Genomic DNA, 16,717 nt, shown 5'->3' on the forward strand with positions numbered 1-16,717 from the left:
AATGGCGATACAAACGCATATTAATGTAACGGTAGATTTTAGTAAATGGAATGGAAATACATATGATTTACGTATTCCGAATCATCAATCTATTAAATATTTATTGAAAAATTTATTAGATACGCTAAATGTGGATAATCATGAAGGTTCACATTTTGTAATTAAAGTAAAGAATAAGTCAATTGTTTTAACAGATAATGATCGTTTAATCGATCACCAAATAACAAATGGAGATATTTTACAAGTTTTATAAAAAAATTTTTTTACTTATATTTATTTGAAAATAAGTTATTACGGGTTATAAAGAAAAGGAGAAGAGGATAAACATGACGGAAAAAATAATTCAAATTGATGCAATGAACTATCAATTTCAAATAGAAAAAGAAAATTGGAAATTGGAGATGACCAAATCTCAAACACGTATAAAAGACTTCCGTCAATTCGATATAATTACGGGCGTATCATCTGAATTTGTACCATTAACAATAGAAGAAACGGATGATATGTTTACGTTTCTATATCAAGTAGATAAAAAATTATATAAGTGGGACAATCTTAGCCGTTTTGGAAGAAATGAGAAATTAAGACTACTTCGAAATGTTGCGCAGTTTCGTAAATATTTAAATAAAAGAATCACGTTCTTTTTACATCCAGACAATATAGTTTTTAATGCTAATTTAATGCCAAGTATTATACATAGAGGAATTCGAGATATTGTTCCACCAACCCCGTTGTTAGAAGAGCAATTTTTAACACAATATAAGTGTCTAATTATCGCTTTATTCTCCCAAAAGCACAATTTTGATGATTTGTATGCTGGGTTACTAAAAGATGCAAAAGAAACAACATTTGAACAGACAGTTTCTCAAATGGAAAGTATAGATGCATTACTGCAATTTCTTGATGACAGCTTTGAGAAGGAACAAACAAAAACAGAAAAAAATATGCAGTTAGTACATAAAAAGAGCTACAAATCATTTAAATATTTAGCTTTTTCCTTCATAGCGGCGACAGTTGTTTTAGCTGCTCCTTTAATATATTTCACTTTTATAAAAATTCCTTATCAAAATAAATTATTAGAAGCAAATGCGAATTTCATAGCAACTGATTATGACAAAGTAATTACGCAATTAAATGAAGAAGAATTTGAATCATTACCAATTGCATCTAAATATGAGTTAGCATTTGCATACATTACAGCTGAAAAAATGCCTGAAAATCAAAAGAAGGCGGTTATGAAAAACATTAGTTTGAAAAGTGATGAAAAGTATTTACTTTATTGGATGTATAACGGAAAAGGTGATTTTGATAGATCATTAGATTTAGCTAAAACCCTGGATGATCCGCAGCTTATTATGTACGGCCTTCTTCAACAAATGGATGCGTTGAAAAATAATCCGGACTTGTCAGGAGAAGAGCGTGATCAAAAGAAAAAAACATATGAACAACAATTAGATGAATATGAAAAGAAATATGGCAATACATCCAGCGATAAAAATTTGTCGGACACAGAGAAAAAAGAGTAAGAAAGCACTTGATGAGACAGTTGAAAAGGAGCAGTGAACACGCATGGAGCAACTATTAGTATTGACTTATGGAGACAAAATATATAAGTGCACATTACATCCAACTGAGCAATCAATAGTGTCGATTGGAAAAGAGTGGACAAATGATATTACGAATCCAAGTTTAGAACAAGAAGTAGAGTTAAAGTGGAATAATGAAGTAAACGCTTGGATGATACAAAATCAATTAATAGAATTCAATAAGGAATTTGAGATTGGAAAAACGAAAGATGTGAGCTTGAAAATCTTTATATCTATTGTTGGCACAACTAAAGTGTTTGATATCGGAACAAAGCATTCTCTTACATTCAGTCAAAACAGTTATGATGATATTTCTATTACCGGTAGTAGTGTAGATATAATGCTATCTCGTGAAACGCTGCACGATTCATTTAAAGTGAACGTATACGACGGGGAAGTATTTCATAATTATACAAGGCTAAAAGATAGCGCTATGTTAGAAGCAGGAGACCAATTATATTTTGATGGCGTTTTAGTGGAGATAGGCAGTGAAGATATTCAAGTATTGTCTTCAGAAGATAAAGTGAAATCTACGTTACCTATTTTAGTAGAATCAGAAACGAATTATCAAAGTGGTTATCCAGACTATCATCGTTCACCACGTATTATTTACCGTGAACCAGAAGAGAAAATGACAATTGCAAAACCTTCAAGCATGCCGTCAAAACCGACTGAGCATTTGGCGAGAATTATTGCACCTGCCCTTGTCATGATTGTCGTAACAGTATTACTTGCTATCTTTATGAAATATGGAATGTTTATTATCGCATCCATTGCAATGACATTAGTAACGATCATTGTTTCTGTCACATCTTATATAAAAAATTTAAAGCAATATAAAATCGACATCGTTGAACGTGATAAAAGCTATAGAGAGTATATAAAACAAAAAACGAAAGATTTACATGCAGAAAGTGAAAAACAGCGTCATGCATTACATTATCATAATCCAAATGTTGAGGTTATACGTAATATGGCTGTTCAAGTAAATCCACGTATTTATGAAAAAACAATGCAACATCATGATTTCTTAACATTTAGCGTTGGTACAGGGCAAGCTAATACGAGTTTTGAAATTCAGTTTAATGAAGAAGAATTTAGTCAAACGAAAGATGAATTAATTGATATAGCACGTGAACTAAGACAACGTTATCTTTCATTGGAAGATGTACCAGTTGTAACAGATTTAATGAATGGACCAGTGGGTTATATTGGACAACGCTCTTTAGTGTTAGAGCAATTACAATTATTAGTTGCACAAACGGCTTTATTCCATAGTTATTATGACTTGCAGTTTATTACTATTTTTCCTGAAGAAGAAAAAGAAAAATGGGATTGGATGCGCTGGTTACCTCATGGAAGTGTTCGCGATATAAATGTACGTGGATTTGTATACCATGATCGTAGCCGTGATCAAGTGTTAAATAGTTTGTATCAAATATTGAAAGAACGAAAATTAAAACTAGACGAAAAGAGTTCAACTAATGAAAAAATGTATTTTGCACCGCACTATGTCGTTCTCATTACAGATGAAAAACTAATACTAGACCATGTTGTTATGGAATTCTTTAATGATGATCCGAGTCAATTAGGTGTATCACTTGTTTTCGTACAAGATGTTATGCAAAGTTTACCGGAACACGTGAAAACGGTAATAGATATAAGAGATGCAAAGCAAGGAAACATCATATTAGAACAAGGAGAGCTTGTTAACCGTCAATTTAAACTAAATCACGTACCGAAAGGTTTCAATTTAGAAGATGTTTCACGAGCGCTAGCACCGTTAAATCATTTGCAAAACTTAAAAAATAGTATTCCAGAAAGCGTAACATTTTTAGAAATGTACGGTGTTGAAAAAATAAAAGAACTGAATATCACAAAGCGCTGGGAGAAAAATGCAGCACATAAATCTTTAGCTGTGCCACTTGGATTACGTGGTAAAGAAGATATCGTAAACTTAAACTTACATGAAAAAGCTCACGGGCCACACGGCTTAATAGCAGGTACAACCGGTTCAGGTAAGTCGGAAATTATACAATCGTATATTTTATCTCTAGCAGTCAATTTCCATCCTTACGAAGTTGCCTTTTTACTAATTGACTATAAAGGTGGCGGTATGGCGAATTTATTTAAAAACTTACCGCATTTATTAGGAACAATTACAAACTTAGATGGAGCACAAAGTATGAGAGCGCTCGCATCAATTAAAGCCGAATTACAAAAAAGACAACGATTATTTGGAGAAAATGATGTCAACCATATTAATCAGTATCAAAAACTGTATAAAGAAGGCTTAGTAAGTGAACCAATGCCACATCTATTTTTAATTAGTGATGAATTCGCGGAATTGAAGTCAGAACAACCAGAGTTTATGAAAGAGTTAGTTTCAACAGCGCGTATCGGTCGTTCGCTCGGAATCCATTTAATATTAGCTACACAAAAACCGAGTGGTGTTGTAGATGATCAAATTTGGAGTAACTCGAAATTCAAACTAGCATTAAAAGTTCAAAATACGTCAGATAGTAATGAAATTTTAAAAACACCAGATGCAGCTGAAATTACATTACCAGGACGTGCTTACTTACAAGTTGGGAATAATGAAATTTATGAACTATTCCAATCAGCTTGGAGCGGGGCGGACTATGTAGAAAATAAAGAGGATAAAGAACATTTAGACGCAACGATCTATGCAATAAATGATCTAGGGCAATATGAAATATTAAGTGAAGACTTAAGTGGACTTGGTAGTAGTAAAGAAGTAATAAGCGTACCATCTGAACTAGATGCTGTCATTGACTACATTCATGATTACGCAGAAATAAATGAAATTGAAGCGTTAGCTAGACCGTGGTTACCACCACTTCCAGAAAGCGTATATTTACAAGACTTACACGCTATTCAGTTCAAAGAAGCATGGACGAAAAAAAAGAAACCATTAAAAGCAACAGTTGGTTTATTAGACCAGCCTGAATTGCAATCACAAACACCATTAACATTAGATATTAGTAAAGACGGACACGTAGCAGTCTTCTCAAGCCCAGGTTACGGAAAATCAACATTCTTACAATCAGTCATTATGGATGTAGCTCGTCAGCATAGTCCGGAGCATTTGCATGTGTATTTAGTGGACCTTGGAACAAATGGTCTTCTACCTTTAAAAGGATTACCTCATGTAGCGGATACGATTACAATTGACGAATCAGAAAAATGTTTAAAGTTTGTTGAAAGATTAACTCAAGAAATGAAAAATCGTAAACGACTATTAAGTGAATATGACGTTGCGAGTATTGAAATGTATGAAAAGGCAAGTGGGAAAGAAATACCACATATTATTATTGCAATCGATAATTATGATGCAGTAAAAGAAGCAAAATTCTATGAGAGCTTTGAAATGCTAATTATGCAAATTGTCCGAGATGGTGCTAGTTTAGGAATTCATACTTTAATAAGTGCAGGACGACAAAACGCACTTAGAATTCAATTGTACAATAATATTAAAATCCAAACTTGTCTATATATGATTGATCAGAGTGAAGTAGCTAGTATTGTAGGGAGATCTGATATAAAAGTGGAAGAAACAGCAGGAAGAGCGTTAATAAAATTAGAATCTCCTACATTATTCCAGGCTGCATTACCTACGAAAGCAGAAGATGAACTACAACAAATTCAATTATTACAACAAGAAGCAAATGATATGGATCGAGAATGGGATGGAGAACGTCCGAAGGCAATTCCAATGATGCCAGAAGTGATTGATATTGCTACGTATCGTAAAAATAAAGACGTTACAAAAGCTCTACAAGCAGGAAGAATTCCAATGGGGCTTGATTTTGCAAATGTAGAAGTAGTAGCTCATGATATTGCGGTGAATGATCATTTAATGATTTATAGTGTAGATGATAGTATGGGAAAACAAATTGTATCTAGTATCCTATCTCAATTGAATAAAGATTATTTTGAAAGTGTGACATTAGTGGATACAGCAGAGTATAGTTTCGTTCAATATAAAGACAATGTGACGCACTACATTGTAGACGAAAATGAAATAAATATGCATGCGAAGTATTGGATAGAAGTAATTCGCGAACGAGCTTTTGAATTAGCACAAGCAAGACAAGAAGGTAGAGAAATTCCTGCATTCACAAAACAACTCATTATCATGACAAATGTTGAAGAGTTTAGCAAATTTGTGTATTTAGAAATGGAGGAAGCAGCGACTTTAATTGATTTATCTCGTACAGTAGGTATTTACTTTGTATTAGCAGGTCACCACGACTACATGGACCGAAATCGTGAAGCTCTACCTATGAAAATGAGAAGTAAACTAACAGCAGCAATTATCGCAATGCCATTAAATGATCAAAGTATCTTCAATATAAAATATATAAGCAACGAAGCGCCATTAGGTAAAGATGAAGTGTATTACTATCAAAAAGGGAACATAATGAAACTAAAAATGCCTAGAGTAACTAACGAGGTGACAGTATGAAATTAAAGAAGAAAGCTAAGGTGATGATAGTCGTGTCAATAGTGGCAAGTTTATTAAGTGGATGTGGTTTTGGGGAAAAGCAAATAGATTATAAGCCATTTGTCAAAGCTTTGGATGAAGGTGACATGAGAAAGGTTATGTCTGCGAGTGATGATGGGTATGCGTATGTGAAGGAACGGGTTATTGATTTTACGACAGAAAAAAATGGTGATGACAGAATTCATAATACACTATATCAAACTACTGAAGGTATATATAATTTGAAAGAAAATTTATTGTATGGAGAAACCACTCAAAAAATAACAAGTGATATTAAGAACATAAAAGATAGACATAAGGATAATAAATATAAAGAAGAAGAAAAATATAGCACTAGGTTCATGTATAAAGATAGAAAGGGTTACAGTTCTGATTCGAACTTGGATGTTTCACATGTAAAACTAATTTTTAATAGATTGCAAGGTGTTGGGAATTTACAACTGAAAATAGATGGAAATAAAAAGAAATTTAATGAACCAAATACAGTTGGTTTTACGTTAACGGAATCACAATTTCAAGAAATAATTAACGATAAATTGAATTTGCAATATGATAGTTTTGAAACAGCATCAATTGTATTTAATTTTAACGATTCTAAAGATACGAAACAGCATCCAATGCAAATAATACAATTAATAATTTCAATTGTATATGAAAAGAGAAATAGTGAGGGAAAATTATTAACACATACTCAGCAAATATCTGTGAATTTTAGTAGTAAAAAGGATAATGATCAGGAAGCTAAGCAAGATTATGTGAATTATGAAAAGTCTTTTCAAAATAATAAATCATTCTAAGGGAGCTGATTTTTTTTGAAGAAAGGTGTGGAGAAAAAAGAGGATTTAAGAATAACCTCTGATATGGGAAAGTTAGAGCTCGCTGGGCAAGATATATATAATTTTAGAGATGGCAAAGAACCGTATAATAATATTGGGGAGGATGCCCAAGAGAAAAACGAAGATCTCTTAGAAAAAAAATTTAATGCAAGACTAATAGATTCTGCAGAAGATAAAGACACCGGATTTGCTGCTTACGCATTTAAAGATAATAAAACAGGAGAAGTTATTATTTCATATGTTGGGACGGAACCTGGAAAAGACAACAATAGTGATATAGTAGTAGATGCAGAGATAGGTGGTCACAATTTAACCAATGCAAATAAATTAGTGTTTAACGATTGGGAACATGAGTTAGAAGTAAAACAATATGATCAAGGAGAGGCATTTTACGAAAAAGTGAAACAATATGCTGATGGTAAAACCATTAGTATAACAGGACATTCTTTGGGCGGAGGTATTGCAAATACAGTAGCATTAAGGCATCAAGAAGACGATATTGATGTTTTAGCGCTAAATCCAGCACCAGTTTTAAATCGAGATGTAGATAAGTTTGGTAATGGCTTTGATATGAAAAATGTTCGGAATATCATTAATCAGAATGATCCACTACATATTGGGATAAAGGCAGCAGACTTCACACTTCCGGGAAGAATGTATAAAATTTCGAACCAAGCAGGACACTCATATGCTTTTACAGAGAAGGATTATGATGAAAGTGGGCACCTAATATGGATTGATAAACTAGCAAGTGATAACGACACGGGGTGGGATATTATCCCAGGTTTTATGGAGTTTTCTCAATCTACTGGGGCTATATACACAGGAACTATACATGATGTATTTCATAGGAAAGTTTCTATAGAAGAAGAAAAGGTAGCTGGAACTGCAATTAATTTAATACTAAGTGCAACGCCAATTTCTACTATTATAGGTGGAATATTAGGTTACTCGGACATTGTACAAGGTAGTAAGGAGCTTGAAAAGCTAAGAGATAAAGTTCAAGAAGGGTTTTCAAGGTTAAATACAAAGTATGAAGGGCTAAAATCTCAAATTACAGGAGAAGCAATCCAATTTAGTATAATGGCTACAATTGAAATTAAGGGTGCAGTAGATACCGCTATAGAGTGGATTGAAACAACTTTAGCGAAATGTAAGGAAAAAGTTTTAGAAGTACTAGAGTCTGTATTTAATACTGCTATAAACTTTTTAGCTGGAAGTGTTGTAGTATATTTAGCTACAAGTGAAATTTTAGAAATTGCAAAAGAAGTAGCAGTTTCTTATGTGCAAGATTTACTAGATTTATTTAAGGGAGATTTTGTGGTTGATACAAATATAGCTGCAATTGTATCTGAACATATATTAAGTCATCGTCACTCATTATTAAATCTCTTTATGAATGATAACAGCAGGGGGATAAACCGTTCTTTATTAGGTGAAATTGCTAAAGATGTGAAGGAGTTATCGAAAGATTTAAAGCAATTAAACGACGATGTTTCCGAAGCGGTATTTTCTATGTTTGCAAAAGACGAAGAATTAGGAGCAGTTTCATATTATTAAAACTCCAAGTTTATAAATTTAAAAGAGAGGGGAATGAAGGTGGATTTACATACAATAATGTCAAGAGTTCATAGTACATTTCCAGCTAGTGGTGGACGAGAACAAATTATAAACGTTGTAGTGCAATTGGAAAAAGCAGCTGCATCTTTAACAGGGGATATTAGAAGGTTAGAGAGTAGTATTGATAGTACATTACAAGGAAAAACACGTGAGGCATTTATTGATCGTATTCGTCAATTAGAGAAAAAAAGACAAAAAATAGAAGAGAAAATTAGCGTACTAAAAGGGACAGTGAATTAATATGAAAGACTATATGGATAAAGTATTACCTTTAGGAAGTGTTGTGAGATTGGGTCTTAAAGAAGAGGAAGATGTGGAGTATGTAATCACTACGAGAGGTTTATTACTTGATGAAAACACATTCTATGATTATGGCGGAGTGTTGCATCCAGTGGGTTTAACCGAAGAGACGTATAAATTATTTAACCACGCGGATATTGCAGAGGTTAAATTTGAAGGGTATCGAAATAAAATTGAAGGTCAATTCGCAGCTAAGTTTAAAATGTGGCGGAATGAGTTTGTTGAAAAAGTAATTGAAAAAAATAAAAAGCAACAACAAGCACAAGAGTTAGAAATAAAGGGGAAAAAATAAATTTAAAAGGAAATAAGCTTTCCTCTTCCAAAATGGAAAGAGGAAAGCTTATTTTGATTGAATAAGGGTGTCAGTATGAAGTTCAAGAAGAAAGCTAAGATGATGATAGTTCTGTCAATAGTATCAAGTTTATTAAGTGGATGTGGTTTTGGGGAGACGAAGATAGAGTATGAGAGATTAGTAAAGGCATTGGATGAAGGTGATATGAAGACGGTTATGTCTGCGAGTGATGATGGGTATGCTTATGTGAAAGAGAGAAGCATATATGGGATTTTTGAGGAAAAAGAAGACGGTACTCATAGTAAAACAATCTATCAAACAACAGAGGGGATTTATAATACGATTGAGAAAAAATTATTTGGAGAAACAACGGAGGAAATAGCTACAAATATTAAAAATGAAAAAGAAAAGGCGGATATTAGTAATTACAAAGAAGAAGAAATTTATCATACTAATATTATGTATGAAGGTGGGGAAGTTAAGACGGTAAAAACAGCATTTGATGTGTCCGCTGTTAAATTAATTATGGATCGCTTACAGGGAATAAAAGATTTAAAACCGTCAGAAGATACAAAAGGATTCGATGAACCGAATATTGTTAGTTATAGTCTAACAGAATCTCAGTTTCAACAAGTACTAAACGATAAATTAAAGTTAGAATATGATGAATTTATTGGTAGCTCAATTGGATTGCACTTTAATGCTATAAAAGATTCAAAGAAAGGATCTATGGGACTATTAGAAATAAGAATAGCTGTAAGTGTAAAGAAAGAAAATGTTTTAAAACAATAGCAAATATTTGTAAGCTTTAATGATAAAAAAAGTAATAATAAAATAAAAGAAGACTATTTGAACTATCAAAGACATTTTAATTATGTAGGTGATTAATGTGACCAAAAGATTAATTAATAAAATAATTATTATGATGGTAGTAATGATTCTATTAGGTGCGTGTAGTTTTGGTGAAAAAAAGATAGATTATGAGCCGTTTGTCAAAGCTTTGGATGAAGGGGATATGAGAAAGGCTATGTCTGCGAGTGATGATGGATATGCTTATGTGAAAGAGCGGATTGTTGATTTTACTATAGAAACAAATGTTGATGAAAACCATTATAATACGCTATATCAAACAACTGAAGGTATATATAATTTGAAAGAAAAATTGTTATATGGAATAACGTCTCAAAAAATAACAAGTAAAACAAAAGATATAAAGGATAGGCATAAGGATATTAATTATAAAGAAGAAGAAAAATATAATACCAACTTTATGTATAAAAACGGAAAAGTTCAAGGTTCGGATTCAAATTTAGATATTTCTCCTGTGAAATTGATATTTAATAGATTACAAGGTGTAGGGAATTTAAAACTGAAAGCAGATGGTAATAGAAAAAAATTTAATGAACCAAATTCAGTTGGATTTACTTTAACAGAAGCACAATTTCAAGAAATAATTAATGATAAATTAAAATTGCAATATAATAAATTTGAAAATGCATCAATTGTACTTAACTTTAACGATTCAATAGACAATGAAAAACACCCAATGCAAATAACAGAATTAACAATTTCAATTGAATATGAGAAGAAAAATGATGAAGGTAAAATGTTAACACATAGTCAGCAAATATATGTGTATTTTAGTAGTGAAAAAGATAATAATCAAGAAGCTACGAAAGAGTATGTAAATTGTAAAAAGAAATATGAAAATAATAAATGATTAAGTAAGTGAATGAAAGACCGAAAGTTGAGGAGGTTTTAGGTGATGCAATTACTTCTAATTGTATCATGATGGAATATTTAGAGAGATTAGTGTGGTGAATGTTTAATAATTATTTCTAGTTGTATTGGAGAGAATTAGAGCATAAAAATGCAGCCCCAATTGCTAGACTATATGTAACAATTGGGGACGTTTATCTATCCAAATTTAGTTTAAATACATAACATATTTTAGTTAGAGTCATCGCTTCACAAGTAGTTTCTCCATCTTCTTAATAACGGTATGAAATTTTTGTATAATTTGCTTTTATTGCTAAGTGACAACTATTTCCGTATATAGAGTAGCCCTTATTATCGGTACATCATCCACATTCCAATATCTTTAAACCCTAGTCGTTTATAAATACGTCCAGCTGCTGGATTGTTATAAAACAAACAAAGTGTTCGGCCTTCTTTCGTAAAGTCTTGAATCATTTTTTGCAATATAAGCGAAGCATATCCATTGCCGCGGTAGTTCGGATGCGTACATACGCCAACAACCATGGGAGATAATGAATTTTCAGCGGAAGTTGAGGCGGATGTTAAGCCTGGTGAGGTGTTATCTATGAGTGACCACTCTTTTAGTTATTCGTTTAGGAAAATTATAGAGGTTACAGACTTGTGAGTCAATAACTATTCAGTTTGAACTTGTGAGGTGTTCTAACTCGGGGGATTTAGAACTGGAAAATATCGTCTGTTGAGTTAGGACGTGTTATAATAGATAGATATATAAATGAAAGGAGAAATTCAAGATAAATACTTTGTTATCAGAACGTAAATCATTGCTTGAAGAAAGAAAAAAGGAACTGCAACAAAAGATTGCTAGTAGGAAGAGTCTAATTAAGACATATCTATTTTTGGGTACCGTAAATACTTTTCTTCTTTTAGCTTTTTTGTATTATTCAGGAGGAATGATTAAAGATAGTGTTTTAGGAAGATATACAGAGGCTATTTTAGGTTTAATAGCAGGAGGAATGTTAGTGGTTAGTATCGTTAATTTTCTAGCTCCTTTGAGACTTTCATCAAATGAGTATATAACTGAACTTCAGGAGATAGAGAATGAGCTAGATTTATTAAGTATTTCTCATTCATCATTGGAAGAGAGATCGGAGAAGCTTTTTAAGCATCACCATCTTGAATTGAAGAGATACTATGATGAAAACTTAAAACAAAGCTCTTGGATATTTGTTGTTGGTATAGTATGTATATTAATTGGTTTTGCAATAATTGGAGTTACTTTGTATTTCTTAATTGCTAACAGTTCCAACGAGCTAGAAAATAAGATAATTGTAGCCTCAGTAGGTGCGATAGGAGCTATACTTTCTAACTTTATTGCTGTAATTTACTTAAAGATGCATTCTGAGGCTGTCAAATCACTAACAGAGTTCCATAATCGATTTGTAAACACTCATCATTTCTATTTTAGTAATTTCTTAGTATCTAAGATACAGAATGAGGACAAGAGAGAAGATGCACTTATTGAGCTAGCTTTAAAGATTAATGGGATTTCTCCAAAGGCTCCAGCTCAGGGGGAAGAAAGTAAATAGGTATCACCTAAACACTGTTTGAAACTAAGCAGTGTTTTTCTATGGAGTTAGTGCCTTAGTAAGTAGTTGACACTCTGTTGATAAGCTGGGGAGGTAAGGCTCTTAAGCCATATTGTTAGACGTAATAATTCGATTTATAAGTAATTATGAGGAAGAAACTTAGAGAGTGTTTTCATGAAGTCTTATTAACAGACTTGGAATATTGGTATAAACTAGTAATAAGTAAGGAGGAGAAACATGGCTATTAAAATTGATTTGTTTGAATTTCCGACTAAAGAAGAGATGCTACCATTACTACAAGAAAGCCCACTTTACAATTATAAAATTCAGAGTGATTCATTTAATTGGAATAACAAAGAACTTTTTTGGTTTGATAAATTAGACCATCAGATTTTTACAATTGAGCTTGCTAGCTCGTTAAACAAAAGAATCTTTCAGTTAAACTTGGGTTATGCATATCTTTTATATTATTCAAATCGAGGTATTTCAGATGGAGAATATCTATTCTTAAATAACCTTACGGATGAAGATTGGACAAATAAGATTCACTTTGATCAGAATATTGATAGCGTATTTCAAAAAGGTTTCACTGCTTTAGATTTGTTAGCTCATTTGTTATTTGCATGCTTTGGATTGAAAACTGAGAGGAAAAAGGAGAGAAAGCTTATAAGAATTAATAAAAGCTTTCATAATGCAATGTCTCAGATTAAGTTAATAGATAGAGAATTATATAATAAATTAGAGAGAATTAGAGGAGCGAGAGAGTTTCAAGAAGCCTCTAAAGTGAGGAATGATATAGTACATAATCAACCACCGTATGAGAAGTGGAATCAAAAAGTAAAGCACTCAAATGGAACTGAATCAATGGTAACTAAATATACGCCATCTAAAAGATTACTAGAGATTGCGCAAGGTTTACTTAAATGTATAAAACGGATATTTATAATAATTGAGGATGATTTGAATAAGAAAATAGCTTGCTCATAAAGAACAGTTACATTGTTTTACCTTAGTTGAAACCTATTAACCATTGAATTTATAGGTTGATACTCTATAGTATTGCTCTACAGTAGGCAATTACGAGGCAGATACTGAGAGGAGAGGATGTTTAGATCGTCTACGTAATTACCTTGAGAGGTAAAACCCCCACCTCGATGGGGTCACTTTTCAGTACATCAACATAGGAACTTTAAAGTTATAAAAGTCGTACCTGAGAAGGCAAACCCTCCTTAGAGTATACCCTGTAAGGTACTACTCCAATTGTGCTACCTCATCAAACCTATACCAAACAGTGAATGCATAAATATTTCTGGATAGAAATGGCTTAATAGAAGTACCTGTAAGATTATAACCTGCATATTACCTGTTAGAATATTCATCTTTATACGCTAACTTATACAGTAACACCTATACAGTCTTTTATGCAGCAACTACTTGTGAGACAGACAACGTAGTTATACCAACGCATCCCAGCTCATTAGATACCCTCTACTTACTATCGGTTAGTTTACATAATTAATGCTATAGGAAGTAATTGCTTTGGTTACAACTAGACAGCTGAACTCTAACGATCACCTACAGAGGGAGCAGATAAGTCCTGCCTCGTAAGTCCTTTGTTTATTCTTACTTACGATACTGTACCCACAGAGATAGCTCTATATAGACTAGCCTCTCGTAGGCTCTGTATGAGTAGGTAGTTATATGGCTAGTGCTATGCGCCTACCTCTACAGTGCCGTGCCTATCGAGAAGGGCATATAGCATCCGTTCTCACTGTGTATACCTTAGTGATCACTGTATTAGTGTATGCTATGTGTACCGCTCGTTAGTATGCCTTTGTGTGTGCCGATGAGTTGGCTACGGGTACGCTATATAGATAGTCCTGCCTCCTCAGGTATGGCCCAGCAGTAGTCAGCCTCCTTAGCGTACACCTAGGTAGGGGTGCCCTACTTTTATAACCGTAGGGGTATGTCATACGTACGGTAGTTGCCAAACGTCGTAGAAATCATATAGGAAAATCGGCTCCCAACTAGTTACCAGTGAGACAGTATCCTTAGAGTTTCCACCTAGGTAGTAAATTTAAAAAGTTTCCTCCCAGCATTGAACCTCCTCAGGCGCTACCCGTGAATACACCTCAGAAAATAAAACTCTAAAGCTCGTCTTCCTTAGTTAACCTCTCAATAAGCCAACTTTATTGAGAGATCGCCAGCTCCATGTTTTATAAAATTTTTAATCTGTAAAATTGATACCCTAGAGATTTCCGGGCAGTGTAGAAGTAAAGAGAGTTTATTAGATCTACGAGAACATATCTCCTCAGTATTACCTAGGTGATACCTATATTTAGAATATATGGATTATATTGGTTTATTGGATGAGATAGCATATAATTGAAATAAACCAAAAGGGGGAATATTAATGAATAATGTAAAAGTAACTTTCGAGGTGATTGACCAAAAGGAAAAGCGTGACAGTTTAGTTGAACGAGTGGAAGTGTTGGAGAGGGTGAAGGATCTATTATTATTACCTGAAATAGAAGTAGCAACAGCCCAACAAGTAGCTGATTTTTATGGAGTAAACAAGAAAGCCGTAGACAACTTAGTGCTAAGAAACAAAGAAGAAATCACAAAGGATGGGTACTACATTATCAAAACAAGAGATTTAAAGGTTTCACTCAAAAATGAGTATAACCTTGAAGAGTATGGAATCGGTAAGTTTACACCTTCATTATCACTATTCCCTAAGAGGGCTATACTCAGAGTAGGGATGCTATTACGTGACTCCAAGGTAGCCAAAGAGGTTCGTACTCAGTTGTTAAATATCGAGGAACATACAGCTATCGAGATTAAAACTTACGGGATTGCCCCCGAGATGGAATTGCATACAAGACTAAAACGAGCAGTTGCTACAAATCTGCCAGCTCTAGGTGATACATTTGATAACTCTGAGTTTGAAAGTAAACGAGATAGATCTCATACCTTAGAAGGAAATTTCTATAGCTCAATTACCAAGTCATATGTAAATGGACTAGTATTGTGTGGGTTATCGTTTAGTTTACTACTGATAAAGCCATTTACTAATCAAGAACAGGTTAGACAAGGGATTAAATAGTTATTGCACTTAAGGTTACAGTTGTATAGCGTATCTCATGGGTAGGTAAGAAAAGTTATCTTTAAGAATGTAATAAAGGAGTGGACCTCTTCAGTCTAACTCCTTATATCTAAATATCTATAAAGTAATTATTCTTTATCGTGTTTGTTCCACAAATCCAATTTGCCATATTCAAATCGCAGCATAGCAAAATCTATATTTCCTTCCCCTTTGTAAATTATAGTTTCTATGTAGTCCTCCTCTTTGTAGAGTTCACCTACACCGCCAATCAACTGAGCTACTTCCTCACGAGTCATATCATCTTCAAGTGCTTCAAACTCTCCCTCGTTTATGTACCCCTGAGATGGCTTGTAGTCCTCAAATGGTACCTTCGTCGCAACTTCTTCTTCCTGTGAGCAGGCTGCTAATAAGCCGATACTTATAAATAAGGCTCCTAATCCAAAGTGTTTAACCATATAACATCCCCCTTGGTTTATTCTATTCGTTCTCATGGTTGTCCTATTAATATCGCTTATTGGACGTACTCTATAAGTTCCTTACAAGTACCAGCTCTAACAGATTACTCGTACAGTGTTCTCTATTAGTTTGCTGTCTCATGAATACACTATTGCAACTTAACTAATGAATTTAGCTTTAAAGATATATCTGATAGTTAACCAATTAGAATAATTCCTAGAGGAAGAAATAAAAGAAATCTAGAGAATAACCTAATTAGGGATACCTATATAGAATAACCTCTTAAGAAAAGATAAAAGAACTTAAGAGAATACCTATATAGATCTCCTTCCTCAGTATTGAATTTTAAATGAACTTAAAACAATAACTATATGAGAAAGCCAAAAGAGCTATACCTATAGAGTTTAAATCTTTAAAGTATTTCTCTATAGGTATCCCTCTTTTAGTTTATCTTTCTCTAGGTTATAGGTATTTAAAATATTTAAAACAAATATCTATAGTGAGATAGCCTAATAGATTATTCTCTAGAGGTAATACTTTAAAGTCTTTTCTTCTCGTTACCGAGATAGGTAAATCTTTAAAGTATTACTCCTAGAGTCCTTCCTCAGTAGACCTTTATATTTTAAAACTGAGATGGACTAATTAGGGTTAACTACTAGGTTTATTCTCCATAGGTTTAACTACTTAG

General features: G+C 33.1%; 11 protein-coding genes and 4 pseudogenes. 13 read left to right on the forward strand and 2 right to left on the reverse strand.

From position 1 onward, the window contains the following. The first annotated feature begins 1 nt into the window (after nucleotide 1). The 10 genes and pseudogenes from JDS92_RS01420 (at nucleotide 2) to JDS92_RS01460 (ending at nucleotide 10,882) form a co-directional block, all read left to right on the forward strand. The gene (locus tag JDS92_RS01420; protein ID WP_001007574.1) at nucleotides 2–253 is read left to right on the forward strand and encodes an EsaB/YukD family protein; all 252 of its coding nucleotides are present in this window, start codon (nucleotides 2–4) and stop codon (nucleotides 251–253) included. Nucleotides 254–326: 73 nt separating this feature from the next. Further along, the gene (gene essB, locus JDS92_RS01425; protein ID WP_199631396.1) at nucleotides 327–1,526 is read left to right on the forward strand and encodes a type VII secretion protein EssB; all 1,200 of its coding nucleotides are present in this window, start codon (nucleotides 327–329) and stop codon (nucleotides 1,524–1,526) included. A 43-nt stretch (nucleotides 1,527–1,569) separates the two neighbouring features. Beyond that, nucleotides 1,570–1,848, forward strand: a pseudogene (locus JDS92_RS31685) (FtsK/SpoIIIE N-terminal domain-containing protein); the annotation flags it as partial. Further along, nucleotides 1,846–6,075 (forward strand): annotated as a pseudogene (gene essC, locus JDS92_RS01430) (type VII secretion protein EssC); the annotation flags it as partial. The pseudogenes JDS92_RS31685 and essC, both read left to right, overlap by 3 nt. Beyond that, nucleotides 6,072–6,911 (forward strand): DUF3952 domain-containing protein, encoded by an 840-nt coding sequence (locus JDS92_RS01435; RefSeq protein WP_199631398.1) that lies wholly within the window; start codon nucleotides 6,072–6,074, stop codon nucleotides 6,909–6,911. The pseudogene essC and the gene JDS92_RS01435, both read left to right, overlap by 4 nt. Before the next feature lie 15 nt (nucleotides 6,912–6,926). Then, nucleotides 6,927–8,510 (forward strand): lipase family protein, encoded by a 1,584-nt coding sequence (locus JDS92_RS01440; RefSeq protein ID WP_000715954.1) that lies wholly within the window; start codon nucleotides 6,927–6,929, stop codon nucleotides 8,508–8,510. 39 nt (nucleotides 8,511–8,549) lie between these two features. Next, a complete protein-coding gene (locus JDS92_RS01445) occupies nucleotides 8,550–8,810 on the forward strand; it encodes a hypothetical protein (protein ID WP_000363098.1) in 261 nt (86 codons plus the stop codon). A 1-nt stretch (nucleotide 8,811) separates the two neighbouring features. Further along, the gene (locus JDS92_RS01450; protein WP_087950122.1) at nucleotides 8,812–9,162 is read left to right on the forward strand and encodes a DUF4176 domain-containing protein; all 351 of its coding nucleotides are present in this window, start codon (nucleotides 8,812–8,814) and stop codon (nucleotides 9,160–9,162) included. Nucleotides 9,163–9,237: 75 nt separating this feature from the next. Continuing rightward, a pseudogene (locus tag JDS92_RS01455) lies at nucleotides 9,238–10,050 on the forward strand (DUF3952 domain-containing protein). 34 nt (nucleotides 10,051–10,084) lie between these two features. Beyond that, the gene (locus tag JDS92_RS01460; RefSeq protein ID WP_098710803.1) at nucleotides 10,085–10,882 is read left to right on the forward strand and encodes a DUF3952 domain-containing protein; all 798 of its coding nucleotides are present in this window, start codon (nucleotides 10,085–10,087) and stop codon (nucleotides 10,880–10,882) included. A gap of 350 nt (nucleotides 10,883–11,232) precedes the next feature. Here the strand turns inward: JDS92_RS01460 and JDS92_RS01465 are convergent. After that, nucleotides 11,233–11,466: pseudogene (locus JDS92_RS01465) on the reverse strand (GNAT family N-acetyltransferase); the annotation flags it as partial. Between the two features lie 215 nt (nucleotides 11,467–11,681). Here JDS92_RS01465 and JDS92_RS01470 point away from each other — a divergent pair. From JDS92_RS01470 to JDS92_RS01480, 3 genes are all read left to right on the forward strand, one after another. Then, the gene (locus JDS92_RS01470) at nucleotides 11,682–12,467 is read left to right on the forward strand and encodes a TRADD-N-associated membrane domain-containing protein (protein ID WP_242475977.1); all 786 of its coding nucleotides are present in this window, start codon (nucleotides 11,682–11,684) and stop codon (nucleotides 12,465–12,467) included. A 237-nt stretch (nucleotides 12,468–12,704) separates the two neighbouring features. Then, on the forward strand, nucleotides 12,705–13,454 hold the full coding sequence (locus JDS92_RS01475) for a Cthe_2314 family HEPN domain-containing protein (protein ID WP_064473613.1): 750 nt from the start codon (nucleotides 12,705–12,707) through the stop codon (nucleotides 13,452–13,454). 1,426 nt (nucleotides 13,455–14,880) lie between these two features. Next, nucleotides 14,881–15,573: a hypothetical protein gene (locus tag JDS92_RS01480; protein WP_199631399.1), complete on the forward strand. Its 693-nt coding sequence runs from the start codon at nucleotides 14,881–14,883 to the stop codon at nucleotides 15,571–15,573. A gap of 128 nt (nucleotides 15,574–15,701) precedes the next feature. Here JDS92_RS01480 and JDS92_RS01485 read toward each other — a convergent pair whose 3' ends face one another. Then, nucleotides 15,702–16,028 carry a hypothetical protein gene (locus JDS92_RS01485; RefSeq protein WP_242475978.1) on the reverse strand — a complete coding sequence of 109 codons (327 nt, stop codon included), beginning with the start codon at nucleotides 16,026–16,028 and terminating at the stop codon, nucleotides 15,702–15,704. Nucleotides 16,029–16,717 lie beyond the last annotated feature (689 nt).

This window comes from Bacillus cereus group sp. N12 (assembly GCF_016483575.1).
GTDB lineage: Bacteria > Bacillota > Bacilli > Bacillales > Bacillaceae_G > Bacillus_A > Bacillus_A toyonensis.

Excerpts from the sequence above, each read along its gene's own strand:
- JDS92_RS01485 (WP_242475978.1), bottom strand. The coding sequence starts at position 16,028 with ATGGTTAAACACTTTGGATTAGGAGCCTTATTTATAAGTATCGGCTTA.
- JDS92_RS01475 (WP_064473613.1), top strand. The coding sequence starts at position 12,705 with ATGGCTATTAAAATTGATTTGTTTGAATTTCCGACTAAAGAAGAGATG.
- JDS92_RS01435 (WP_199631398.1), top strand. The coding sequence starts at position 6,072 with ATGAAATTAAAGAAGAAAGCTAAGGTGATGATAGTCGTGTCAATAGTG.
- JDS92_RS01450 (WP_087950122.1), top strand. The coding sequence starts at position 8,812 with ATGAAAGACTATATGGATAAAGTATTACCTTTAGGAAGTGTTGTGAGA.
- JDS92_RS01460 (WP_098710803.1), top strand. The coding sequence starts at position 10,085 with ATGATGGTAGTAATGATTCTATTAGGTGCGTGTAGTTTTGGTGAAAAA.
- JDS92_RS01420 (WP_001007574.1), top strand. The coding sequence starts at position 2 with ATGGCGATACAAACGCATATTAATGTAACGGTAGATTTTAGTAAATGG.
- JDS92_RS01480 (WP_199631399.1), top strand. The coding sequence starts at position 14,881 with ATGAATAATGTAAAAGTAACTTTCGAGGTGATTGACCAAAAGGAAAAG.
- essB (WP_199631396.1), top strand. The coding sequence starts at position 327 with ATGACGGAAAAAATAATTCAAATTGATGCAATGAACTATCAATTTCAA.